Below are 19,505 nucleotides of genomic sequence, written 5' to 3' on the forward strand. Positions count from 1 at the left end.
CAAAAAAGCCATGCGCTCTTCTGCATTCACGACCAGGGTGTAGCACGCGCGCGGCATTGGGGCTGAACGTCCTCAGTAGTCAGGATCTGGGTGTCTACCTGCAATGCGGCACGTGGTCGTCAGCCCCAGGCCGGCATGCGACGGGATCTGAGAGCCGACCCATAGCTTGAGCAACTTCGGGAGGTGGCTAGTCAATGGACCGGGCCAATGGCGATCCCTTTGGACCCCCAGCTTGATTAAGACGATGGGGTGAGGAATCGCACACCCCCATCTCATCGCACCTTCGTTGCTCAAACCGGGCCGCATGGCGCAATTATTCTTCTGCTTGCGGCTCATCTTCACACCGACGTTCCAAAGGTCAGATGAGGGACGCATTGACTTCACCTTAACTCGTCTCTAGAATCTGCTGTATCGCAACCACAGCGCCCCCAGGCCCCAGGGTCCGGCGGCGCATCTATACCCGGAGGAATTATGAAGAAGACTGCACTGAGCCTTTCTGTACTCGCCGCCCTGGCCCTTGGCACCGCTGGCGCGCAGACCACCATCAAGATCGCCACCATCAGCCCGCTGTCCGGCGGCCAGAGCAACCTGGGCACCCAGATCCGCAATGGCGTGCAACTGGCTGTCAACGAGTACGCCGCGCTGTTCAAGAAGGCGGGTTTCAACCTTCAGCTCGTGCCGTACGACGATCAGGCCGATCCCGCGACCGGCACTGCCGCTGCCCGCAAGATTGCCGCTGACAACCAGATCCTGGCCGTGGTGGGCACCCTGAACAGCGGCGTGGCGATTCCCGCCAGCGCCGCACTGTTGCCCAGCAACCTGGTGATGGTCAGCCCGGCCAACACCGCCAACCAGGTCACCGACCGGGGCCTGGCCAACATGAACCGCATCGTGGCCCGCGACGACTCGCAGGGTCCGGCAGGTGCCAACTTCATCACCGATACCCTCAAGGCCAAAAAGGTCTACGTCCTGAACGACAAGACCGCCTACGGTGAAGGTCTGGCGGGCGAAGTCGAGAAGGCCCTGAAAGCCAAGGGCGTGACCATCTCCGGCAACGAGGGCACCGAGGAAAAGAGCGACTTTTCCAGCATCGTCGCCAAGATCAAGCTGACCAAGCCTGACGCCATCTACTTCGGCGGTATCTACAACCAGATCGGCGTGTTCATCAAGCAGTTGCGCGGCGCGGGCATCACCACCCCTGTCGTCGGCGGCGACGGTCTGGACAGCAGCGAACTGGCAACCATCGTCGGCAAGGCCGGGGCCAACAACATCTACTTCACCACCGTGGCCGCGCCGCTGGAAGCGCTGCCCGCCGCCAAGGTCTTCGCGGCAAGCTTCCAGAAGACCTTCAACACGCCCGCCCAGGGCTTCGGTGCCTTCGGCTACGACGCCGCCAAGGTGACGTTGCAGGGCATCCTGGACGCCGCCAGGGCCAACGGTGGCAAGGCCCCCAGCCGCAAGCTGGTCATGGACACCATCCGCAAGGGCACCTACAAGGGCCTGCTCTCGGGTGAGGTCAGCTTCAACAGCGTCGGGGACCGTAAGGCCGCCACGCTGTACGTGATCGCCATCAAGGACAGCAAGTCGGTGCTGGAAACCAGCCTGCCCGTCAAGCCTCCCAAGAACTGATCCCCAGCACTTTTTGACCGTGGGGCCGGGCTACGTGCCTGGCCCCCTCTTTTTGCGAACACAGCGTTTCAACGCCGGCTTTTTGATACGGATTCCGTCTGTTTCGTGCAGAAATCAGGACAGCGCCGCTTCCTGCACTCCACGCCCAGAACCCGTTTTTCTCCTTCTCACTCCGTTCGGATTGAAGGGTGTTGGAAACACCCTTCAATCGGAGTCTGTACGAGACATCGGGGACACAGAGAGAGGTTCTGGAAGTGATTCCACATTTAACCCGCGCCCCACCCCAAGAGTAGAATGCAGTTGATTTCACAACCATTGTTTTGTCCCGTGTCCCACCGCACCCCCTTCATTCATTGAAAGGAGCTGGTTTTTTTGGAACTTTCTATCCTGTTGCCCTTTATCGTCAACGTGATTATAGGCGGCCTGGTTCTGGGCTTCGTCTACGCCATCATCGCGCTGGGGTACACCATGGTGTACGGCGTGCTGCAACTGATCAACTTCGCCCACTCGGAAGTGTTCATCACCGGAGCGGTGGTGGGCTTCGAGGTCTTCCGCATCCTCCAGGACTCGGCCATGAACGGCTACCTGAAGCTGCTGATCGCGCTGCTGGCCGCCATGGCAGTTTCGGGGCTGCTGAACGTGCTGATCGAACGGCTGGCTTACCGGCCCCTGCGCGGGTCGCCCCGGCTGGTGCCGCTGATCACGGCCATTGGCGTCTCGCTGATCTTGCAAGACACCCTGCGGTTCCTGGAGGGTTTGCAGGGCCGTTTTGACCTGACTTACACGCTGCCTGCCGGATTTGGCGACAAGTTCTGTGCTGCGGAAAGTACCTGTGCCCCGGTGGGTAATTTTTTACGGACCATCGGTGTGGACGTGCAGCTCAAGGACGTGATTCTGGTGGTGGTGGCCCTGGTCAGTCTGGGCGCGCTGAATTACGTGGTCAACCGCACCCGGCTGGGCAAGGCCATTCGCGCCGTGTCCCAGGACCGCGTGACCGCCGGACTGATGGGCATCGACTCGAACCTGATGATCAGCGCCACCTTTTTAATCGGTGGGGCGCTGGGCGGCGTCAGCGGCGTGCTGTTTGGTCTGAAGTTCGGCACGATCAACGCCTACAGCGGCTTCGATCCGGGCATCATCGCCTTCACGGCAGCGGTGCTGGGCGGCATCGGCAGCATTCCCGGCGCGGTGCTGGGCGGCCTGCTGCTGGGCGTGATCCAGAACCTGATCGGCGTGACCAACATCTTCGGCAACCTGCTGGGGCTTGCCAACCTGGGCACCATTGACGCCAGTTATTCCAAGATTGGACCGTTCATCGTGCTGGTGCTGATCCTGATCTTTAAACCCACCGGCCTGCTCGGCAAGAGCAACGTGGAGAAGGTATGACGGTCGCCAGTCCCGTGAAACCCGCCGTCCGCCGCCCACTCGTCAAGCCGGACCGGACCATCTGGCTGGTGCTGTTCTTCATCGTGACCAGCGTACTGCTGCTGATCTCGCACGAAACCGACATCATGAGGAACCTGGGGCCTCTGGGCGACGTCCTGCGCAACAAGGTGGTGGAGGCGCTGGTCGTCTCGCTGTTCCTGGCAAATGTGCTGTTCGCGTACCTGTGGAAGGCAGCCAACTGGGCCAAGTTGCTGGTGGGCATCGGCAGCCTGCTGTTCGTGCTGCCGCTGGCCGGTCAGGCGGACACCAGTCTGCTGGACCTGAGCATCCAGATCATGATCTTTGCTGCGCTGGCACTGGGCCTGAACATCGTGGTGGGGCTGGCCGGACTGCTGGACCTGGGCTACGTGGCCTTCTTCGCGGTGGGGGCCTACACCTGGAGCATCTTTGCCAGCCCGCGTTTCGGGGAGGTGCTCAAGTATTACGGCGAGAACTCCGGCACCACCGGCAGCGGCACCCTGGCTATCGGCCTGGTGCTGGCGGCGGTCACGGCAGGCAGCATGATCTATATCCGGGGGCTGCACGGGCGCGTCGCCCCCACCCGTCTGAGCAACCTGAGCTTTCTGCTGGCGGGCTTTGGCCTGCTCTCAGGCATCATTCTGATAGGTCGCTCCATTCTGGTGCTGTTCTCCGGGTCGGCAGACGCCGTGGCCAGCGGCATCAATCCCGGTTTCTTCTGGCTGTTCCTGGCCCTGAGCGTCATGACTGCCGCCCTGGTGGGCGTGCTGATCGGGTTGCCGGTGCTGAAGCTCAAGGGCGACTATCTGGCGATCATCACGCTGGGCCTGGGCGAGGTGATCCGGGTACTGGCCAACAACCTGGGTCTGTACACGGCAGGTTCGCAGGGCATCACCCCCATCGGCACGGCCTCGGTGCCGTGGTTCAACAGCCTGGTCGGGGCGCTGGGCTTCCGGCCAGACCAGTATTACCTGATGTTCCTGTACGTCCTGGTGCTGATCGTCATTGCTGTGATCCTGCTGGTGAACGTGCGTCTGGACAACAGCCGGATCGGGCGCGCGTGGATCGCCATTCGCGACGATGAGATCGCGGCGCAGGCGATGGGCGTGCCGCTGATGCAGACCAAGCTGATCGCCTTTGCCACCGGGGCCTCCTTCGCCGGGGTCATGGGGATGATCTTCGCGGCCAAACAGACCTTTATCAGCCCCGAGAGCTTCAACCTGCTGCAAAGCATCACCGTGCTGAGCATGGTGGTGCTGGGCGGCATGGGATCGTTCAGCGGCGTGATCCTGGGCGCGGCAGTGGTCACGCTGCTGAACCTGCGGATTCTGCCGGGTCTGGGCGAGGCCAGCGCCAACGTGTCCTGGATTCCGCAGGAGGTCAACCCTGCAAACTTCAACCGCTTCATCTTCGGTTCGATCCTGGTGGCCATGATGCTGCTGCGTCCCGAGGGCCTGCTACCCAACAAACGGCGCACCCGCGAGCTGCATCATGAGGACGATCAGGAAGACGAGAGCGTCGACGGTAACGCCAGTGGTCTGAATGCAGGCGGCGACGTGTACAGCGCCGGACTGGCCACCACCAAGGAAGACGACAAGACCGGAGGCGACCGATGATCAAGACCACGACCCGCCTTGGTACTACGGCCCCGGCCAGCGGCGGCAGCATTCTGGAAGTGGACGCGCTGACCAAGGAATTCGGTGGCCTGACCGCCGTGAACTCGGTGACCATGCACGTTCCCGAACGCAGCATCGTCAGCGTGATCGGCCCCAACGGCGCGGGCAAGACCACCTTTTTCAACATGATCACTGGCATCTACGCGCCCACACGCGGCAGCATCAAGCTGGCCGGGCGTGAGCTGGTGGGCCTGCGCCCCGATCAGGTCACCGAAGCCGGAATCGCGCGGACCTTCCAGAACATCCGGCTGTTTTCCAGCATGACCAGCGAGGAAAACATCATGGTGGGGCGCAATACCCGCCTCAAAAGCACCTTCGTGGACGCCGTGCTGCGGACCCGCCGCTTTCACGAATCCGAACACGAGGCGCGTGAGGCCGCCCGCCTGATGCTGGACTTCGTGGGCCTGAGCCAGTGGCGCAACGAGATCGCCACCAACCTGCCCTACGGCGATCAGCGCAAACTGGAAATCGCCCGCGCCCTGGCAACCACGCCCAAGCTGATCCTGCTCGACGAACCCGCCGCCGGGATGAACCCCCGCGAAACCGAGGACCTCAAAGCCCTGATCCGCCGCGTGCGCGACGAGCTGGGCGTGACGGTGTGTCTGATCGAACACGACATGCGGCTGGTCATGACCCTCAGCGAGTACATCACGGTGCTGGATTACGGCACCAAGATCAGCGAGGGTCTGCCCCACCAGGTCCGCAACGATCCCGCCGTGATGGAAGCGTACCTGGGACGCGGAGCTGCCGCCGGTGAATACGGCAAGGAGGAAGCCCCCAAATGACCCAATCCACCACCCAGCCCAGCACCCAGCCCACCACTGCACCCACCCCCAGCCAGACCACCCCCGACATTTCGGGTTCGGCCATGCTGGAACTCGGCGACATCCACTCGTACTACGATCACATCCATGCCCTCAAGGGCATTACCCTCAAGGCCTACGAGGGCGAGATCGTGGCCCTGATCGGCGGCAACGGGGCGGGCAAGACCACCACGTTGCGGACCATCAGCGGGATGATGAAACCGCGCACCGGCACCCTGACCTATCTGGGCGAGGACATCGCCGGAAAACCTGCCCACAAGACCATGCAGATGGGCATGAGCCACGTGCCGGAGGGACGGCGCATCTTTCCGCAACTGAGCGTCCGTGAGAATCTGGAGGTCGGCGCGTACACCATCACCGACCGCAAGCTGATCGAGGAGCGCGTGCAGGAGGGCTTCGCTTACTTTCCCCGCCTGAAGGAGCGCGAAAACCAACTGGGCGGCACCATGTCCGGCGGCGAACAGCAGATGCTCGCCATTGCCCGCGCGTTGATGGTCAATCCCCGCCTGCTGCTGCTGGACGAGCCGAGCATGGGCCTGTCGCCGCTGTTCGTGGAGGCGATTTTCGACATCATCGTCAAGCTGAACAAGGACCACAACACCACCGTATTGCTGGTGGAGCAGAACGCCAACATGGCCCTGGCGATTGCCCACCGCGCCTACGTGCTGCAAACCGGCGAGATGAAGCTGAGCGGCAAGGCCAGCGACATCGCCAAGGACGAGAGCGTGCGTAAGGCGTATCTGGGCGACGAGTAAGACTGGTTGATGGTAGAAAGTTGATGGTTAAGGGGGAAGGGCCGGGGTGAACGCTCCGGCCCCTGCCATTTGCACGGGGCTAGTGATATTGAGCTGGCTTTGGGTCAAATCTTCAGGTCATGCCGGATTAGGGCGGCTACCCTGTAGGCATGAACAGATTGCACCTCGCCGCCGCCCTTGCCACGGGCAGTCTCCTCCTTACCGCCTGCGTGCCTGCGCCGATGGCCTTTGATCCGGCGCGTGTTCCGGCGGCGGATGATCTGGGAGCCAAAAATTCTGGGACCGAGTGGTGGTACGTGTCCGGTGTACTGCCCGACTCTGATCTGGCCTTTCACTGGGCGCAGTTCAAGGTGAATTACCGGGGACTGCCGTACCACGCCTCGCATATTGCCGTGGCGGACCTCAAGAACAACAAGCTGTACTTTGTGGAAAATGGTGATCAGAAGGCCACCTTTGGCTTTCCGCCCCTGAGCGTGTCGCAGGGCGACTGGAAGCTGGTTCAGGGCACTGGAAAAGACGCACCCTTCAAGCTGACGGCTGGCCCACTGAACCTGACGCTGACCCCGGCCAAAACGGCAGTGGTCCATCCGCCCGGCTACTCCGGTACCGCCGAGATTGGCCGCATGTACTACCAGAGCGTGACCCGGCTGGACGTGGGCGGCACGGTGCAGGTGGGCGAGGAAACCCGCCAGGCCAGCGGGCAGGTCTGGCTGGACCACCAGTGGGGTGATCAGCAGCCAGGCCGGGAGGCCAAGTGGGACTGGTTCGGCCTGCACCTCTCGGACGGCTCGGACCTGATGCTGTACCGGGTCAGGAACTCGGCAGATGAGGTGGTGCAGGTGGCCGCCTCACTGGTCAGCCCCGAGGGCGTGGCGCGTGGGGTGGGGGACGTGACCATGACGCCGGGCCGCGTCTGGAAAAGCCCCAGCGGACGCGACTACACCCTGAGCTGGAAGGTGGGGGGCGAGAATCTGGCGCTGGACCTCAGTCCCCTGCGCGACGAGCAGGAACTGCTGAGCAAGACCACTTCGGTGGCGTACTGGGAAGGGCCGGTACGCGGCACGGGAACGCTAGACGGGCAGGCCATCACGGCTGAAGGCATGGGCGAATTCGTGGGCGGCGTGCTGACGAAAGAAGAGGGCGGGCAGTTCAGCATTCCGGCCAAGTAGGCGCTGGGAGCCGACGCCCCGCCCATCATCTGGGGGTAGGGCGCTGCCGGAGCTGGCCCAGGAACCGCAACGCCAGCGGCATCATGGCGAGCCACAGGATCACGGCACAACCCAGGCTCAGCACGGCAACCCTGATCTCGACGGGTAGAAACAACGCCGCTATCCCCAGAAGGCAGAACGCTACGGCCACCCAGGCGTAAATGCCATTGCGGAAGGCTGAGATAAGACCAATGAAATGCAGGCCCATGATGATCACGGCGGCGGGCATGATGGCGTCCTCCAGCCCGTTGGCGGTCAGGGTTCTGGCGGCGACGGGGAAGGCGATCAGCATGACAATCACGGAAACCCAGTAGGCGGTGGTCAGGAAGGGGTTGGGCAGGGGCGCGTCAGCACCGACAGACGCGTGGGCCGCCGCCCGGTGGAAGTTCAGCGCCACCCAGACCAGCGCCGCCGTGATCACTGCCACCACGCCCAACGCCGCAACACGCCAGCCACCCGACAGCGCCAGACTGCCGTTGATTCCCCAGATCACGGCGAAGATGGTGCTGATCAGGATGGACGTGGCCGCGCCGAGCAGGTGGGACCGGCTGGGATGTGTCTGGGATGCAGTGGGCACGGTGCGGCATGGTACAGGAAAGGTCTGAATGGCAGAATTGACACAAATGAGAGGGAGCAGCTCTGGACCTCACTTTCTATTCCTAGCCGGAACAGAACTCAAAAACATCTATGCATGTGACAGCATCAGAGACAAGGACGATTGAATGCCCTGCCCCCTCTTCATGTCCATACTCGACAAGTACCCCGTGGACGCTTTTTGTCGCTTTCGACTGATGATCTCTGGGCCTCGGCAATTGCCCAGACTCTTGCCCAGTCTGTCAGTCGCCTTACCCCTTCTTCCCTACCCCGAACAGGCCCAGCCCCCAGCCCATCGCCGGACCCACCGCCAGCGCGAAGACCAGCGTGCCCCAGCCCAGCGGCCCGCCCAGCGCCCAGCCGAGCAGCAGCACGGCCAGCTCGATCCCACTGCGGATGCGCGGTACGGGCCAGCCAGTCAGGCGGCCCAGGGCCAGGGTCAGGCCGTCGCGGGGGCCAGCGCCCAGACCCGCCGCCACATAGGCCCCGGTGGCAAAACCCAGCAGCCCCACGCCCAGCAGGAACTGCACCCAGCGCCATCCCACAGAGACGGGGTTAGGGACCAGTGGGGCCAGCAGGTCCAGAAAGACCCCGATCAGCACGACGTTGAGCAGGGTGCCCAGGCCGACGCGCTCGCGCAGGCGCAGGGCCGTGAACGCCACGATCAGCACCCCGGTCAGAATGCTGACCACGCCCACCGTCAGGGGCAGGTGACGTGTGAGGCCCACGTGCAGCACTTCCCACGGGGCCACGCCCACGTTGGCGTCCAGCATCATCCGCAGGCTCAGGCCGTACAGGAACAGACCCACCAGCAGCAGCGCCAGGCGGGCAGGCCGCGAGGGACGGACCAGCCCGGCCAGCAATGCGGAGGCCGTCACCTGGCAACCGGGCAGCCGATCAGCGCGCCCGTAGGGTGGCCTGGTTCCCAGCGGTGTCGATCACGGTGATGTCGGCCCAGATGCCGGTGCTCTCGGCAAAGAATTCCACGCGCTGGCCGGGGGTGATGTTCAACCTGTTGCCGTCCACCAACACCTGCGCCACCCCGGTGTTGTCACTGGCCACGCCGGAGACCCGGATGGCGTTGCCGCTCTTCTCGAAGCGCGTGACCTCAATGGTGGGTTTGACCGTATCCACGCTGATCGGCAGCACCAGCGTGGCCTCGTTGCCCGCCGCGTCACGCGCCTTGATGGTGTATTTACCCTGCGAACCCTCGATCAATGTCTTGAACCGAAAGCGCGCCAGCTTGCGGCTGCCCGGCAGGATCGGAATGGGTTTGCCGTCCACCGTGATCTGCGTGACCCCGGTGTCGTCCAGCGCGTAACCGTCCACCAGGAACGACTTTTCCCGGCTCACCGAGCCGCCGGTGGTGCTGCTGATGCTGATGCGCGGCTTAAAGGTGTCGGTGGTGCGGGCGCAGCCGCCCAGGAGCAGCAGCCCCAGAATAGGCCCCAGGGCAGGCAACAGCGCGGCGGCAGGCAAAAAGGGCGGACGGCGGCGCATGGCCCGGAGTATAACGGGTAGGGCGTGTGTGGACGGCACTCTGGAGGGTCAGAGGAGACCCGGACGGGACGGGCAGCAGACCTGGGAGATGTTCAATCTCACGGGAGACGAGGCGCTCGCCTGCTGTGAACCCGCCTCGCCGCCCCTCCCACCCACGCAGCCCCTACAATGCCCCCCGTGAGTTCGCCCACCCGTGCCCCCTCTCCCCCACCGTCCGCCCCCATTCCCGAGGGCACGCGCGACGTGCTGCCGCCCGAATGGGAGCAGCGCGAGGCCCTGCGCACCCGGCTGTCGGGGCTGTTCGGCAGTTGGGGTTACCGGGGCGTGGAAGTTCCGGCACTGGAGTACGCCGACGCCCGCCACCCGCAGGACGCCCGCGCCTTCAAGCTGATCGATTCGGGCGGGCAGGTACTGGCCCTGCGCAGCGAGTTCACCACCGCGATTGGCCGCATGGTGCGCGCCAGATTCGCGGGCGGGCCGTTTCCGCTGCGCCTGCACTACAGCGGGCGACTGTGGCTGCGCGCCCTGACCAGCGAACTGGGCCGCCTGCGCGAGTTCGGGCAGACCGGCGTGGAATTGATCGGCAAAGAGGGCGCACGCGCCGACGCCGAGCTGCTGCACCTGGCGGCGGCGGCGCTGATGGAGGTGGGCGTGAGCGCTGAGTTGGAAGTCGGCTTCCCCGGTTTCGTGGACGCTGTTCTGGAGGACGCTGGCCTGCACGGCTCGGCCCGCGAGGCGCTGCACGGCGCGGTGGACCGCAAGAGCGGCGCGGACATCGATCTGCTCTCATCCCAGCACGGACTGTCGGGCGAGGTGACGCGAACCCTGCACGCCCTGACCGATCTGTACGGCGGCCCCGAGGTGCTGGACGCCGCTGCCGGGCTGGCGCAGGGAGGGCGGGCACGCGCGGCGGTGGGGCATCTACGGGACGTCGCGGCACTTTACAATCACACCCTGCTGTATGACCTGGGAGCCAGCCGCCGCTACGACTACTACACCGGCCTGACCTTCCGCGCCTACGCGGCGGGACCCAACCAGCCGGTGCTGGGCGGAGGCCGCTACACGCTGGACGGCGGGCTGCCCGGCGCGGGCTTCGCGGTAGGCCTGGAACGCCTGCTGCGCGCCGCCGCCCCCCAGTTGCCCCCCCAGCCGGAGGTGGTGCTCGCACTGGACGCTGCCGGGGCCGGGGCCGCGCGCGGGGCTGGCCTGTGTGCCGAGCTGGCCTGGACCGACGATCTGGCCGAATTGCAACAGTATTCGGTGGCGCGGGGCATTCGGCGCTGGGCGCGGGGTTCGGACCTGTTTGACGCGGGGGTAAACCCGTGACCCCCGCCCCCATCCGCGCCCCCGATCACCTGACGCTGGCGCTGCCCAAAGGCCGCATTCTGGAAGAGGCTATCTCACTGCTTTCACGGGCGGGCCTACCGCTGACGCTGCCCCAGAAGTCCCGCGCCCTGCGCCACGAATTTCCCGGCATAACGGTCCTGGAACTGCGAAATCAGGACGTGCCAGTGTACGTCGATCTGGGCGTGGCCGACGCCGGAATCGTGGGCAAGGACGTGCTGACCGAATCCGGGCGCGAGGTCTACGAACCCGTCGATCTGCGCTTCGCCGCCTGTCGCCTGTCCCTGATCCGCGAGGTGGGGGCCGCTGCGCCCCTTGTGCGGGTGGGCACCAAGTACCCGCGCGTCGCCCGCGCCTACCTGAACGCGCGCGGCATTCCCGCCGAGGTGGTCAAGCTGGGCGGCAACATTGAGCTGGCCGCCCTGACCGGTCTGGCCGAGGCGGTGATCGATCTGGTACAAACGGGCAGCACTTTGCAGGCCAATAACCTGGAAGAGGTGGACGTGCTGTTCGAGTCCAGCGCCCGCTTGATCGTCAACCGCGCCGCCCTGAAGCTGCGGCGAGGGCGACTGCGGCCTTTAATCGAGAGGTTGAGGACAATCGTGGGCGAGGAATCCCAGACCAGGAGATAGACCGGGTCACCGCTTACTGCGCCCCGGTCAGCGCCCCGGTCAGCGCCCGCCGCATCCGCTCCAGCGCCTCGGTCAGGATTTCGCGGCTGGTGGCGAAGTTCAGACGGATAAAACCCTGCGTTTGCGGCTTGAATTCTTCCGGGGCGAAGGTGGGGCCGTCGTGCATCGCGACTTTCGCCTCTTCCAGCAAATATTTCTGAATGTCCCCGGCGTGCGGGCAGTCGCGCAGGTCCAGCCACGCCAGATAGGTACTTTCCACCGGATGGAACTTGACGGCGGGCAGGTGCTCGCGCAGATAATCCGTCAGAAAATCGCGGTTGGCGCGCAGATAGGCCACCGTATCGGCCAGCCAGAGGCCGCCGCCTTGCAGGGCGGCCTGCCACATGGTCACGCTGATGGCCCCCTCGTGGCCCATCAGACCCCCGGCGGCGGCGCGCACGCGCTTCACGAGTTCGGCGTCGTGGCCGATCATTGCGCCGATGCCCAGGCCAGCGGTATTGAACGCCTTGCACGGCCCGGTCACGGTGATGGTGCGGTCATGGACGCGCTCGGCGGCGGCAAAGGACTCGAAGGCATCATCAGTGAAGCGCAGATCGGCGTGCAATTCGTCGCTCAACACGTACAGGTCATGCTTCACGGCCAGATCGCGCAGTTTCTCCAGTTCGTCATGTGTCCACACGCGCCCGGTAGGGTTGTGGGGGTGGCACAACAGCAGCAAACCCGTGTCCTGCGCGGCAGCCTCCAGGCCCTCCCAGTCAATCTGATACCCATCGGGGCAGTCCAGCAGCGGCACCGCCGAAACCTCGCGCCCCTGCCCGGTAATGCTCAGGTGGAAGGGGTGGTAAACGGGCGTCATGGTCAGCACCCGCTCGCCGGGCTGCGTCAGCGCCGCCACCGAGGCGTAGATGCCTGGCACCACGCCCGGAAGCATTGCGACGCCGCCTTCGGGCAGATCGCTCAGGCCGTGTGTGGCGAGTTTGGCGCGCAGCAGACCGTCCAGCACCCTGTCGCCCATCAGTTGGTGGTAGCCCAGACCACGCTCCAGCCGCTCACGCAGGGCCGCCATGATCGCGGGAGCCACCGGAAAATCCATGTCGGCGATCCACATCGGGATCACGTCCTCGCCGTACAGCGTCCACTTCAACGAATCCGGGTGACGCAGCTCGGTGGGGCTGAGGGTGGGGTAGGCGGGCGGTTTCTCCGTCTGGGTCATGGGAAAAGGATACGCCGTGGCGGGTCTAGGGGTCTGCGAGTCGAAGGGATTGAGACATAGATTCTCCGTCCGCCGCCACGGTTTAACCCCTCCGCCCCTTCGGGGCACCTCCCCTTAGAAGGGAGGCAAGGGGATCACTGTGCTGGACAGTCTTTTACGCTCCTTGGCTCCCTTTTGAGGGGAGCTGGCTGCGCAGCAGACTGAGGGGTTTCTTTTGCCCTACCGCCGTTCCCCTTCCGCCCGCGTCTCGCTGACCTCGCCGCTGCGCCTGCCGGACGCGCCACTGCCCCCCCCATCGCTGCTGGCGCTGCTGCCGGTCATCAGCAGGCCCAGGCCGGTTTCGGTGGCCTGGCTGGCGGGAACCTCGCCCACCACCTTGCCCTCGTACATCACCAGGATGCGGTCCGCCAGATTCATCACCTCGCCCAGATCGGCGCTGATCAGGAGGACGGCCAGGCCCTGATCGCGGGCCTCCACGATGCGGGCGTGGATGAATTCAATTGCGCCGATATCCACCCCACGCGTGGGCTGGCTGGCCACCAGGATCTTTGGCCCCTTGCGCATCTCGCGGGCCACGATCAGCTTTTGCGCGTTGCCGCCGCTGTACTGCCCGGCGCGCAGGCTGGCGCTGCGGGGGCGCACGTCGTATTTCTCGCTCAGATCGCGGGCGTTCTTGGCGATCACCTCCAGATTCAGAAAGCCGAAGCGTCCGGCAAAAGGGGGGCGGTCCTGCTCGCCCAAGATGTAATTCTCGGCGGTGGTCATGTCCAGCACCAGGCCGCGCTCGTTGCGGTCCTCGGGAACGTGGGACAGGCCCGACGCCTCCACCTCGCGCACGCCCCTGGCCGCCTTGCCCAGATAGGTGATGGTGCCGCCATACGGCGTCAGGCCGGTAATGGCCTCCACCAGTTCACTTTGACCGTTGCCCTCCACACCCGCGATGCCCACGATTTCCCCGGCGCGCACCTGGAAACTCACGCCGTCCACGGCGTTGCGGTGCTCACCTTTGACCACTACCCCTTGAATGTCCAGCGCCACCTCGCCAGGTTGGGCCGCCGTCTTCTCTACCTTCAGCGTGACCTCGCGGCCCACCATCATCTGCGCCAGGGTTTCGGTGGTTGCGCCCTGGGCGGGAATGGTGCCGATCATGCGCCCGTCGCGGATCACGCTGATGCGGTCACTGATCTGCAAGACCTCGTGCAGCTTGTGCGAGATAAAGACCACCGCGTTGCCGCTCCTGGCATACTGGCCCACCAGGAACTCGAACAGCTCGTCGGTCTCGCTGGGGGTCAGCACCGCCGTCGGCTCGTCCAGAATCAGGATGCGCGCGCCCCGGTACAGGGTCTTGAGGATTTCCACCTTCTGCTGCAAGCCCACCGGCAACTCGCCCACGGTGGCGTCTGGATCGAGGGCGAAGTTAAACTGCTTGATCAGCTCGGACACGCGCGCCCGTGAGGTGGCGTAGTCGATGGCCCCGCCCCGCGTCGGCTCCGCGCCCAGGATTACGTTTTCAGTCACCGTCAGCGTTTCCACCAGCATGAAGTGCTGAAAGACCATGCCAATCCCGCGCTTGATGGCGTCGGCGGGGTCGCCAAAATCCACCACCTCGCCGTCCACCACGATCTGGCCGGAGGTGGGCGGCTGGATGCCGTACACGATCTTCATCAGCGTGCTCTTGCCCGCGCCGTTCTCGCCGCACAGCGCGTGGACGCTGCCCCACTTCACCTGCATGGAAATGTCGTCGTTCGCCAGCACCAGCGGGAATCTCTTGGTGATCCCGCGCAGCTCCAGCGCGTACTCGGACTGGTGCCGGACCTCTTGCAGCACGTCGGGGGCCGTCTCGGCAGGATTGGGAACGGTCATGGAACAAGTGTAGGGCAGGAGCTGGGCAGCGGAGTGTGGACCGGAGGACACCACGCCCCCGGCTGAACCCGGTCTGAACCGGACCCCGATTGATCGGACACGCCTATGGCAGGGGCAACCCCCTTCCGCTGAGCCACACGCAAGCCTCAGAATGCCCGCATGCAACCCTTCTGGCTGGCGGTCACGAACCTGGGGCGCGACGAGGTCTTTATCATCGTGCTGGCGCTGTATACCTGGCTGTGGAATCCGGGCGGGGGGCGCACGCTGGGCGTGGTCTTCGCGGGCAGTTATCTGGTCAACAGCGCCCTGAAATACGGACTGAATCTGCCGCGCCCCTTCACGGGCGATCCCGGCCTGGTGACGGATGCGGCGCGGGCGACGGCGGGCGGGCCAGGGCTGCCCAGCGGCCACGCGCAGATGTCGGCCACGCTGTGGGCGGGCATTGCCGCGCAGATGCGGCGGCCAGCGCTGTGGACCGTCGCCATTCTCCTGGTGGCCCTGATCTCGGCCTCACGACTGGCGCTGGGCGTGCATTTCCCCGCAGACGTGATCGTGGGCCTGCTGCTGGGCGGGATCGCGGCCATCATTGCGGGCCGCGTGGCCCTTGCTAATGCTGGGACATGGCGCTGGGCCGTGCCGGTGGTGGCGCTGCTGATCGCTGGCTTTTTGCCCGCTGGCATCCCGCGCGAGTACGGCACCGGGCTGGGGCTGTTCGCCGGGTTCTGGTATGCGCGCCCTACCTTCGCGCCGCCGCGTGATCTGGCCGGGCGGCTGATCGTGGGCGTGGTGGGCCTGCTGATCGTATTCGTGGTGTTCTTCGGGCTGGGGGCGCTGCCCAGTGCAGTCAAGGATATCGGGCTGGTCCGGGCGCTGCGCTACGCCGTGCTGGTGGTGGTGGCGGTGGAAGTTGTTCCCGCCGCGTTGCGCCGCTGGATGCCGCGCACTGCTGTGTCAGACGGCAGGGGACGCGCTCCAGCCGAAGCGGTGCCTCCACGCTGAGGGGTGAGGGACGAAACAAGCGCACAGCTTTGCTGCGGTCCACTCGTCTCTCTTCCCACAACCCCCAGGCTACGCGCCACAGGCCCGCCTCACCGCACCCGCACGCCTCGGCTGGCGGGTTGTTTCTGAATCCAGGCGACGAATCGGCGCACGTCTGGGTGCTCCAGCAGGGTGCCCACAGCGCTGTAATCCTGCGCCAGTTCGGCGTTGCTGAAGGTCCGGTGCAAAAACCTGTGGCACGGCCCGCACAACATGACTGTGGGCAGTTCGCAGACCCTGGCCCCACGCCGCCGCCCCTGCGAACGCGGAATCAGGTGATGCTCGGTCAACTGCGGCGCAGCCCGCCCACAGAGCGCACAGACGGGCGCGGCCTGCGGGGGGGGCGGCCAGTTGGATTGGGATTGGCGGCGGGCCATCGGGGCTGGAGGATAGCCGGGGCGGACGGGCAGAAGTGTGGCGCGGGGCAAGGTAGCGAAAGAGAAGAGGCCAGGGAGTCGCCTCGCCTGACCTCCGCCCCGCCCCTACAACTTGGTCCCTACGACTTGGTCCCTACAGCTTGGTCATCTTCGGATATTTCATGATCGCCTCGTCCTCGCTTAAGAACTCGCCCGGCGAGTCGGGACTCCACACCACTTCGGCACGGATCAGGTCCGAGGCATTGACGCTGCTGATGGTCCCCAGGGCGGCGCGGGCCTCGGCGGCGGTGGTGACCCCGGCGGGGGGCAGGTTGCCCAGCGCGTGGGCGGCCACCGCGATGGTCACGGCCAGGTACACGTCGCCCGCGTCGCCCTTATAGGTGTAGTCGCCCCGGTGGGCAAAGCCGCTGTTGGGGTCCCTGTTCTGGTAGTTGCTGGTGGTCTGATCGGTAAAGGCCGCGCGGGCCTCGGTGGCCCAGGCTCCCACCTGGCCGTCGGCGGAGTTGGGCGCACCCTGGGCGCGTTCCACATTGCCGTAGACCCAGCGCTCGGGGTGACGCAGCGCCACCAGCGCGGCCTCCTGAAGCATGCGGGCCAGTCCGGCGTTGGTGTCGGGATCGCCGCTCTGCGCCACCTGTTGCAGGGCCTTCTTGACCTCGTCACCCTCGGCCAGCAGCAGTTGCACGCTGACCGCCTGGGCGGTGCCGCTCAGCGATCCCAGCGTGCCCAGCCCGCGTCCATCGCCCGTTCCACCGGCGCTGAGGCTCCTGCGCATGTACCCCACCACCGCGAAAACCAGCGCGCCGACGATGATGATCCCGATCAGGCCCGAGCCGCCGCCCCCACCGCCGTAGCCGTAGCCCCCGCCTCCGTTGATGATGATCGGGCCGGAGTACCCGCCGCCGGAATAGCCGCCCCCGCCGCGCGAGAAACCGCCGCCGGAGTTGCCACCGAAGCTGCCGCCGCCGCCCCCTCCACCGCCACCGCCCGAACTGCTGCCGCCAAAGCCGCCTCCAGACTGTGCCAACGCCGTTCCTCCCAGACCCGACAGGCCCAGCGCGCACAGGGTCAGCACCAGGGCGACTAGTCGGGTCAGCGGGCCGCGCGATTGGAGACGGCGGGCAGAGGGTCCAGAGGCATTCATACCCGCAGTCTCGTTCATACCCGCAGTCTACGGCCCGGGCGCGTTAGGAGTTCCCACATCCACGCACCCAGGGCCGGTTAGACTCGGCTGTGACTCTTGAATCCTGCCCTACCATCACGCTGACTCCCGGGGAGTGGCAAGCCTTTCAGGACCGCCTGTACGAGCGTGACGACCGCCTGGAGCTTCGCGCGCCCGGCACCGTGCTGAAGCGTGGTGAGGAGGTGGACCCCTACGTCCTGAGCGCCCACGCCGAGGCCCTGCGCAGCGGCGAGGTGGACGGTGACGTGTGGGACACGCTGGAAGACATCGACGAGACCGCCGGGGACGAGGAGGAGGCGTGGCAAAAGATCACGGCCTTCTATCTGGGGCGGGGCGGTGTGCTGATCCGCGTGACTGGAATGGACGAGCCGGAGGACTGGCTGTTCACCGAGGATCTGGCGCGGCGGCTGGGCCTGATCGAACAGACCGGAGAGGGGTAAACCCGTTCTGAAGTGTGGCTCATCTCGCACAGATGAGGGACGCGTAGGCTGCTTCTCATGTCTAACACCAAACCTCATTTCCCCATCAAACGTCTGCTGGCCCTGGGCGCACTGATCGGCGCAGGCGCGTATTACTTCAGCCGCGAGCAAAACCGCAAGGCGCTGGACGCCAAGCTGGCCGAACTGGGTCTCAAGGACGCCGCGCAGGACGTGGGCAGCAGCGTGACCAAGAGCTGGGAGAAGACCAGAGACGCCGCCGTCCAGGCCGGAAACGTAATCGCCGACAAGGCGAGTGAGGTCAAGGACGCCGCTGCTGAAGGTGGGGCCGGAGCCGCCGTGGACAAGGCCAAAGAAGTTGCGGGCGACGTGGAGGACGCCGTGGGCCAGGCCGCCGGGCAGGCCAGGGAGACCGCGCAGGATGCGGACAAGGCGGCCCAGAACAGCCTCCAGGACGTGTCGAAGGAAGTCAAGAAAGAGGACCAGGACGCTGCCGCCGGGGCACAGGACCGGGCCGAGCAACTGAAAAACAAGGCGTCGGATGCCGTGAATCAGGCCAGAGACAGGGCACAGGATGCGGCGGCGCAGATGCAGGACAAGGCCGAGCAGGTCAAAGACATGGCAAACGACGTGGGCAAGCAGGCCCAGGCAACAGCGAAGCAGGCCCAGAGCAAGGCATCGGACGCCGTGGATCAGGCCAGGGATTCCGCTCAGAAAGCCGGGGCGGCTGCGCAGAACAAGGCCGCCGACGCACAGAGCGGCACCCGCGACTTTATTGCCGAGGCGCGCGCCCAGGCCGAGAAGCAGGCCGAGAAGGACGCTGACGCGGCCATCCACCAGGGCAGCGATCTGAGCAGCAACGCCCGCAACGCCGCGCAGGGCGTGAAGGCCAACATGCAGAACGTGGCCCAGGACGCCAAGGACACCGCACAGAAGACCGCGAACGATGTCAAGAACGCAGCCCAGGACATCAAGCGCAACATCTGAACCCGGGCCAAAGTGAAGCCTCCCCATGTGGGAGGTTTTTTTGTGATCCGAACGCTAGAGATGTTCCAGCGCAGCGTTCACGAACGCCCGGTGTCGCTGGCGCATCCGCCGCTCTACCCCAGCCTCCAGTCCCCAATTGCCCAGCCGTCCGCAGGGACGCAGGGCAGCGCGCAGGTCCCAGTACGGCAACCAGGCAAGGTGCGCGCCACTCAGAGCAGCGTACTCGCGCGTGAAGGCCTGCATGGCCCCTGCGCCCAGGAAAAACAGCAGTTCCAGCCGGGCGTTGCCCAGATCGGCCAGCGGATCGCCGTGCACGGCGTCTTCCCAGTCGATCACAGCGGACAGTTGGCCCCCAGACCACAGCAGGTTGCCCGGCCAGAAATCGCCGTGCAAGACAGCGGGCGTCTTCAAAGCAGGTGAGCCGAGCCGCTCCAGCGCGTTACGAATACGGCTTTCGGACAAGGATTCGTCGGCAATGGCGGGGCGTGGGGCGGGCGGCGCGAGAAACCGCAGGAACGGGAGATCGGTGCGGGCAAGAGCATGCAGACGGGCTAGAAAAGCGGCCATCTGGCGCACGCAATCCGGCCCATCGGCAGGCTGAAACTCGGTAGCGCCAGGCATGAAATCCGTGACCAGCAAGCCCGCCTCGAAATAATGCGGCAGAGGCACGGGCAGGCCAGCCGCGTGGAGCGCCCGCAGCAATGCGTCTTCCTGCCGGGCAATGTCAGGATTAGCCCGCAAGTCGTGCTGCCCATACTGGCGCACCACAAGACGTCCAATTTGCCCATTGGCCCGGCGAAATTCCAGCGCCGTCACGCGGGCGGAAACGCCGCCAGTCAGG

At 65.4% G+C, this 19,505-nt stretch carries 19 protein-coding genes; 11 read left to right on the top strand and 8 right to left on the bottom strand.

Going from position 1 to position 19,505, the window contains the following annotated elements; all coding sequences use genetic code 11:
• Nucleotides 1-471 precede the first annotated feature (471 nt).
• The 6 genes from Q322_RS0102005 (at nucleotide 472) to Q322_RS0102030 (ending at nucleotide 7,457) form a co-directional block, all read left to right on the top strand.
• A complete protein-coding gene (locus Q322_RS0102005; RefSeq protein ID WP_029475426.1) occupies nucleotides 472-1,629 on the top strand; it encodes a branched-chain amino acid ABC transporter substrate-binding protein in 1,158 nt (385 codons plus the stop codon).
• A gap of 372 nt (nucleotides 1,630-2,001) precedes the next feature.
• Nucleotides 2,002-3,015: a branched-chain amino acid ABC transporter permease gene (locus tag Q322_RS0102010; RefSeq protein ID WP_029475428.1), complete on the top strand. Its 1,014-nt coding sequence runs from the start codon at nucleotides 2,002-2,004 to the stop codon at nucleotides 3,013-3,015.
• Nucleotides 3,012-4,649, top strand: coding sequence for a branched-chain amino acid ABC transporter permease (locus tag Q322_RS0102015; protein ID WP_029475430.1), 1,638 nt, complete (start codon nucleotides 3,012-3,014; stop codon nucleotides 4,647-4,649). Before Q322_RS0102010 ends, Q322_RS0102015 begins: the two co-directional genes overlap by 4 nt.
• The gene (locus Q322_RS0102020) at nucleotides 4,646-5,494 is read left to right on the top strand and encodes an ABC transporter ATP-binding protein (protein WP_029475432.1); all 849 of its coding nucleotides are present in this window, start codon (nucleotides 4,646-4,648) and stop codon (nucleotides 5,492-5,494) included. Before Q322_RS0102015 ends, Q322_RS0102020 begins: the two co-directional genes overlap by 4 nt.
• 83 nt (nucleotides 5,495-5,577) lie before the next feature.
• The gene (locus Q322_RS0102025) at nucleotides 5,578-6,288 is read left to right on the top strand and encodes an ABC transporter ATP-binding protein (protein WP_029475434.1); all 711 of its coding nucleotides are present in this window, start codon (nucleotides 5,578-5,580) and stop codon (nucleotides 6,286-6,288) included.
• 149 nt (nucleotides 6,289-6,437) lie between these two features.
• Nucleotides 6,438-7,457 carry a lipocalin family protein gene (locus Q322_RS0102030; RefSeq protein ID WP_051668004.1) on the top strand — a complete coding sequence of 340 codons (1,020 nt, stop codon included), beginning with the start codon at nucleotides 6,438-6,440 and terminating at the stop codon, nucleotides 7,455-7,457.
• 25 nt (nucleotides 7,458-7,482) lie between these two features.
• Here the strand turns inward: Q322_RS0102030 and Q322_RS0102035 are convergent, their stop codons facing one another.
• The 3 genes from Q322_RS0102035 to Q322_RS0102045 form a co-directional block, all read right to left on the bottom strand.
• Nucleotides 7,483-8,073: a hypothetical protein gene (locus Q322_RS0102035; RefSeq protein ID WP_029475439.1), complete on the bottom strand. Its 591-nt coding sequence runs from the start codon at nucleotides 8,071-8,073 to the stop codon at nucleotides 7,483-7,485.
• 268 nt (nucleotides 8,074-8,341) lie between these two features.
• The gene (locus tag Q322_RS0102040) at nucleotides 8,342-8,968 is read right to left on the bottom strand and encodes a YczE/YyaS/YitT family protein (RefSeq protein WP_051668006.1); all 627 of its coding nucleotides are present in this window, start codon (nucleotides 8,966-8,968) and stop codon (nucleotides 8,342-8,344) included.
• A gap of 19 nt (nucleotides 8,969-8,987) precedes the next feature.
• Complete coding sequence (locus tag Q322_RS0102045) at nucleotides 8,988-9,590, bottom strand: hypothetical protein (protein ID WP_029475444.1); 603 nt, start codon at nucleotides 9,588-9,590, stop codon at nucleotides 8,988-8,990.
• Between the two features lie 168 nt (nucleotides 9,591-9,758).
• Here Q322_RS0102045 and Q322_RS0102050 point away from each other — a divergent pair, with 168 nt between their 5' ends.
• Both Q322_RS0102050 and hisG read left to right on the top strand, forming a co-directional pair.
• Entirely contained in the window at nucleotides 9,759-10,916 is a 1,158-nt protein-coding gene (locus tag Q322_RS0102050; RefSeq protein ID WP_029475445.1) for an ATP phosphoribosyltransferase regulatory subunit, read from the top strand.
• Nucleotides 10,913-11,566, top strand: a complete 654-nt coding sequence (gene hisG, locus Q322_RS0102055; protein WP_029475448.1) for an ATP phosphoribosyltransferase — start codon at nucleotides 10,913-10,915, stop codon at nucleotides 11,564-11,566. The genes Q322_RS0102050 and hisG overlap by 4 nt, the downstream gene beginning before the upstream one ends.
• A 13-nt stretch (nucleotides 11,567-11,579) precedes the next feature.
• On the opposite strand, the gene Q322_RS0102060 is transcribed toward hisG, so the two are convergent.
• The gene (locus Q322_RS0102060) at nucleotides 11,580-12,779 is read right to left on the bottom strand and encodes a MalY/PatB family protein (protein ID WP_034417289.1); all 1,200 of its coding nucleotides are present in this window, start codon (nucleotides 12,777-12,779) and stop codon (nucleotides 11,580-11,582) included.
• Nucleotides 12,780-12,998: 219 nt separating this feature from the next.
• Complete coding sequence (locus tag Q322_RS0102065; protein WP_029475450.1) at nucleotides 12,999-14,642, bottom strand: ABC transporter ATP-binding protein; 1,644 nt, start codon at nucleotides 14,640-14,642, stop codon at nucleotides 12,999-13,001.
• A gap of 159 nt (nucleotides 14,643-14,801) precedes the next feature.
• Here Q322_RS0102065 and Q322_RS0102070 point away from each other — a divergent pair, with 159 nt between their 5' ends.
• Nucleotides 14,802-15,641 (top strand): phosphatase PAP2 family protein, encoded by an 840-nt coding sequence (locus tag Q322_RS0102070; protein ID WP_051668008.1) that lies wholly within the window; start codon nucleotides 14,802-14,804, stop codon nucleotides 15,639-15,641.
• Nucleotides 15,642-15,730: 89 nt separating this feature from the next.
• On the opposite strand, the gene Q322_RS0102075 is transcribed toward Q322_RS0102070, so the two are convergent.
• Both Q322_RS0102075 and Q322_RS0102080 read right to left on the bottom strand, forming a co-directional pair.
• A complete protein-coding gene (locus Q322_RS0102075) occupies nucleotides 15,731-16,057 on the bottom strand; it encodes an HNH endonuclease (protein ID WP_029475454.1) in 327 nt (108 codons plus the stop codon).
• A 133-nt stretch (nucleotides 16,058-16,190) separates the two neighbouring features.
• Nucleotides 16,191-17,219: a DUF1517 domain-containing protein gene (locus Q322_RS0102080; RefSeq protein ID WP_156952833.1), complete on the bottom strand. Its 1,029-nt coding sequence runs from the start codon at nucleotides 17,217-17,219 to the stop codon at nucleotides 16,191-16,193.
• 71 nt (nucleotides 17,220-17,290) lie between these two features.
• On the opposite strand from Q322_RS0102080, the gene Q322_RS0102085 reads away from it, so the two are divergent.
• Nucleotides 17,291-17,680: a hypothetical protein gene (locus Q322_RS0102085; protein WP_029475458.1), complete on the top strand. Its 390-nt coding sequence runs from the start codon at nucleotides 17,291-17,293 to the stop codon at nucleotides 17,678-17,680.
• Nucleotides 17,681-17,737: 57 nt separating this feature from the next.
• The gene (locus Q322_RS0102090) at nucleotides 17,738-18,664 is read left to right on the top strand and encodes a hypothetical protein (RefSeq protein WP_029475460.1); all 927 of its coding nucleotides are present in this window, start codon (nucleotides 17,738-17,740) and stop codon (nucleotides 18,662-18,664) included.
• Nucleotides 18,665-18,718: 54 nt separating this feature from the next.
• Here the strand turns inward: Q322_RS0102090 and Q322_RS0102095 are convergent, their stop codons facing one another.
• Nucleotides 18,719-19,480, bottom strand: coding sequence for a phosphotransferase family protein (locus Q322_RS0102095; RefSeq protein ID WP_245593107.1), 762 nt, complete (start codon nucleotides 19,478-19,480; stop codon nucleotides 18,719-18,721).
• Nucleotides 19,481-19,505: the final 25 nt, after the last annotated feature.

The organism is Deinococcus frigens DSM 12807, assembly GCF_000701425.1.
GTDB classification, from domain to species: Bacteria; Deinococcota; Deinococci; order Deinococcales; family Deinococcaceae; genus Deinococcus; species Deinococcus frigens.

Bases quoted from the DNA above. Each gene is read 5' to 3' on its own strand.
- Q322_RS0102005 (WP_029475426.1), top strand. From the start codon at position 472: ATGAAGAAGACTGCACTGAGCCTTTCTGTACTCGCCGCCCTGGCCCTT.
- Q322_RS0102015 (WP_029475430.1), top strand. From the start codon at position 3,012: ATGACGGTCGCCAGTCCCGTGAAACCCGCCGTCCGCCGCCCACTCGTC.
- Q322_RS0102020 (WP_029475432.1), top strand. From the start codon at position 4,646: ATGATCAAGACCACGACCCGCCTTGGTACTACGGCCCCGGCCAGCGGC.
- Q322_RS0102025 (WP_029475434.1), top strand. From the start codon at position 5,578: ATGCTGGAACTCGGCGACATCCACTCGTACTACGATCACATCCATGCC.
- Q322_RS0102030 (WP_051668004.1), top strand. From the start codon at position 6,438: ATGAACAGATTGCACCTCGCCGCCGCCCTTGCCACGGGCAGTCTCCTC.
- Q322_RS0102045 (WP_029475444.1), bottom strand. From the start codon at position 9,590: ATGCGCCGCCGTCCGCCCTTTTTGCCTGCCGCCGCGCTGTTGCCTGCC.
- Q322_RS0102050 (WP_029475445.1), top strand. From the start codon at position 9,759: ATGCCCCCCGTGAGTTCGCCCACCCGTGCCCCCTCTCCCCCACCGTCC.
- Q322_RS0102060 (WP_034417289.1), bottom strand. From the start codon at position 12,779: ATGACCCAGACGGAGAAACCGCCCGCCTACCCCACCCTCAGCCCCACC.
- Q322_RS0102065 (WP_029475450.1), bottom strand. From the start codon at position 14,642: ATGACCGTTCCCAATCCTGCCGAGACGGCCCCCGACGTGCTGCAAGAG.
- Q322_RS0102070 (WP_051668008.1), top strand. From the start codon at position 14,802: ATGCAACCCTTCTGGCTGGCGGTCACGAACCTGGGGCGCGACGAGGTC.
- Q322_RS0102075 (WP_029475454.1), bottom strand. From the start codon at position 16,057: ATGGCCCGCCGCCAATCCCAATCCAACTGGCCGCCCCCCCCGCAGGCC.
- Q322_RS0102080 (WP_156952833.1), bottom strand. From the start codon at position 17,219: ATGAACGAGACTGCGGGTATGAATGCCTCTGGACCCTCTGCCCGCCGT.
- Q322_RS0102090 (WP_029475460.1), top strand. From the start codon at position 17,738: ATGTCTAACACCAAACCTCATTTCCCCATCAAACGTCTGCTGGCCCTG.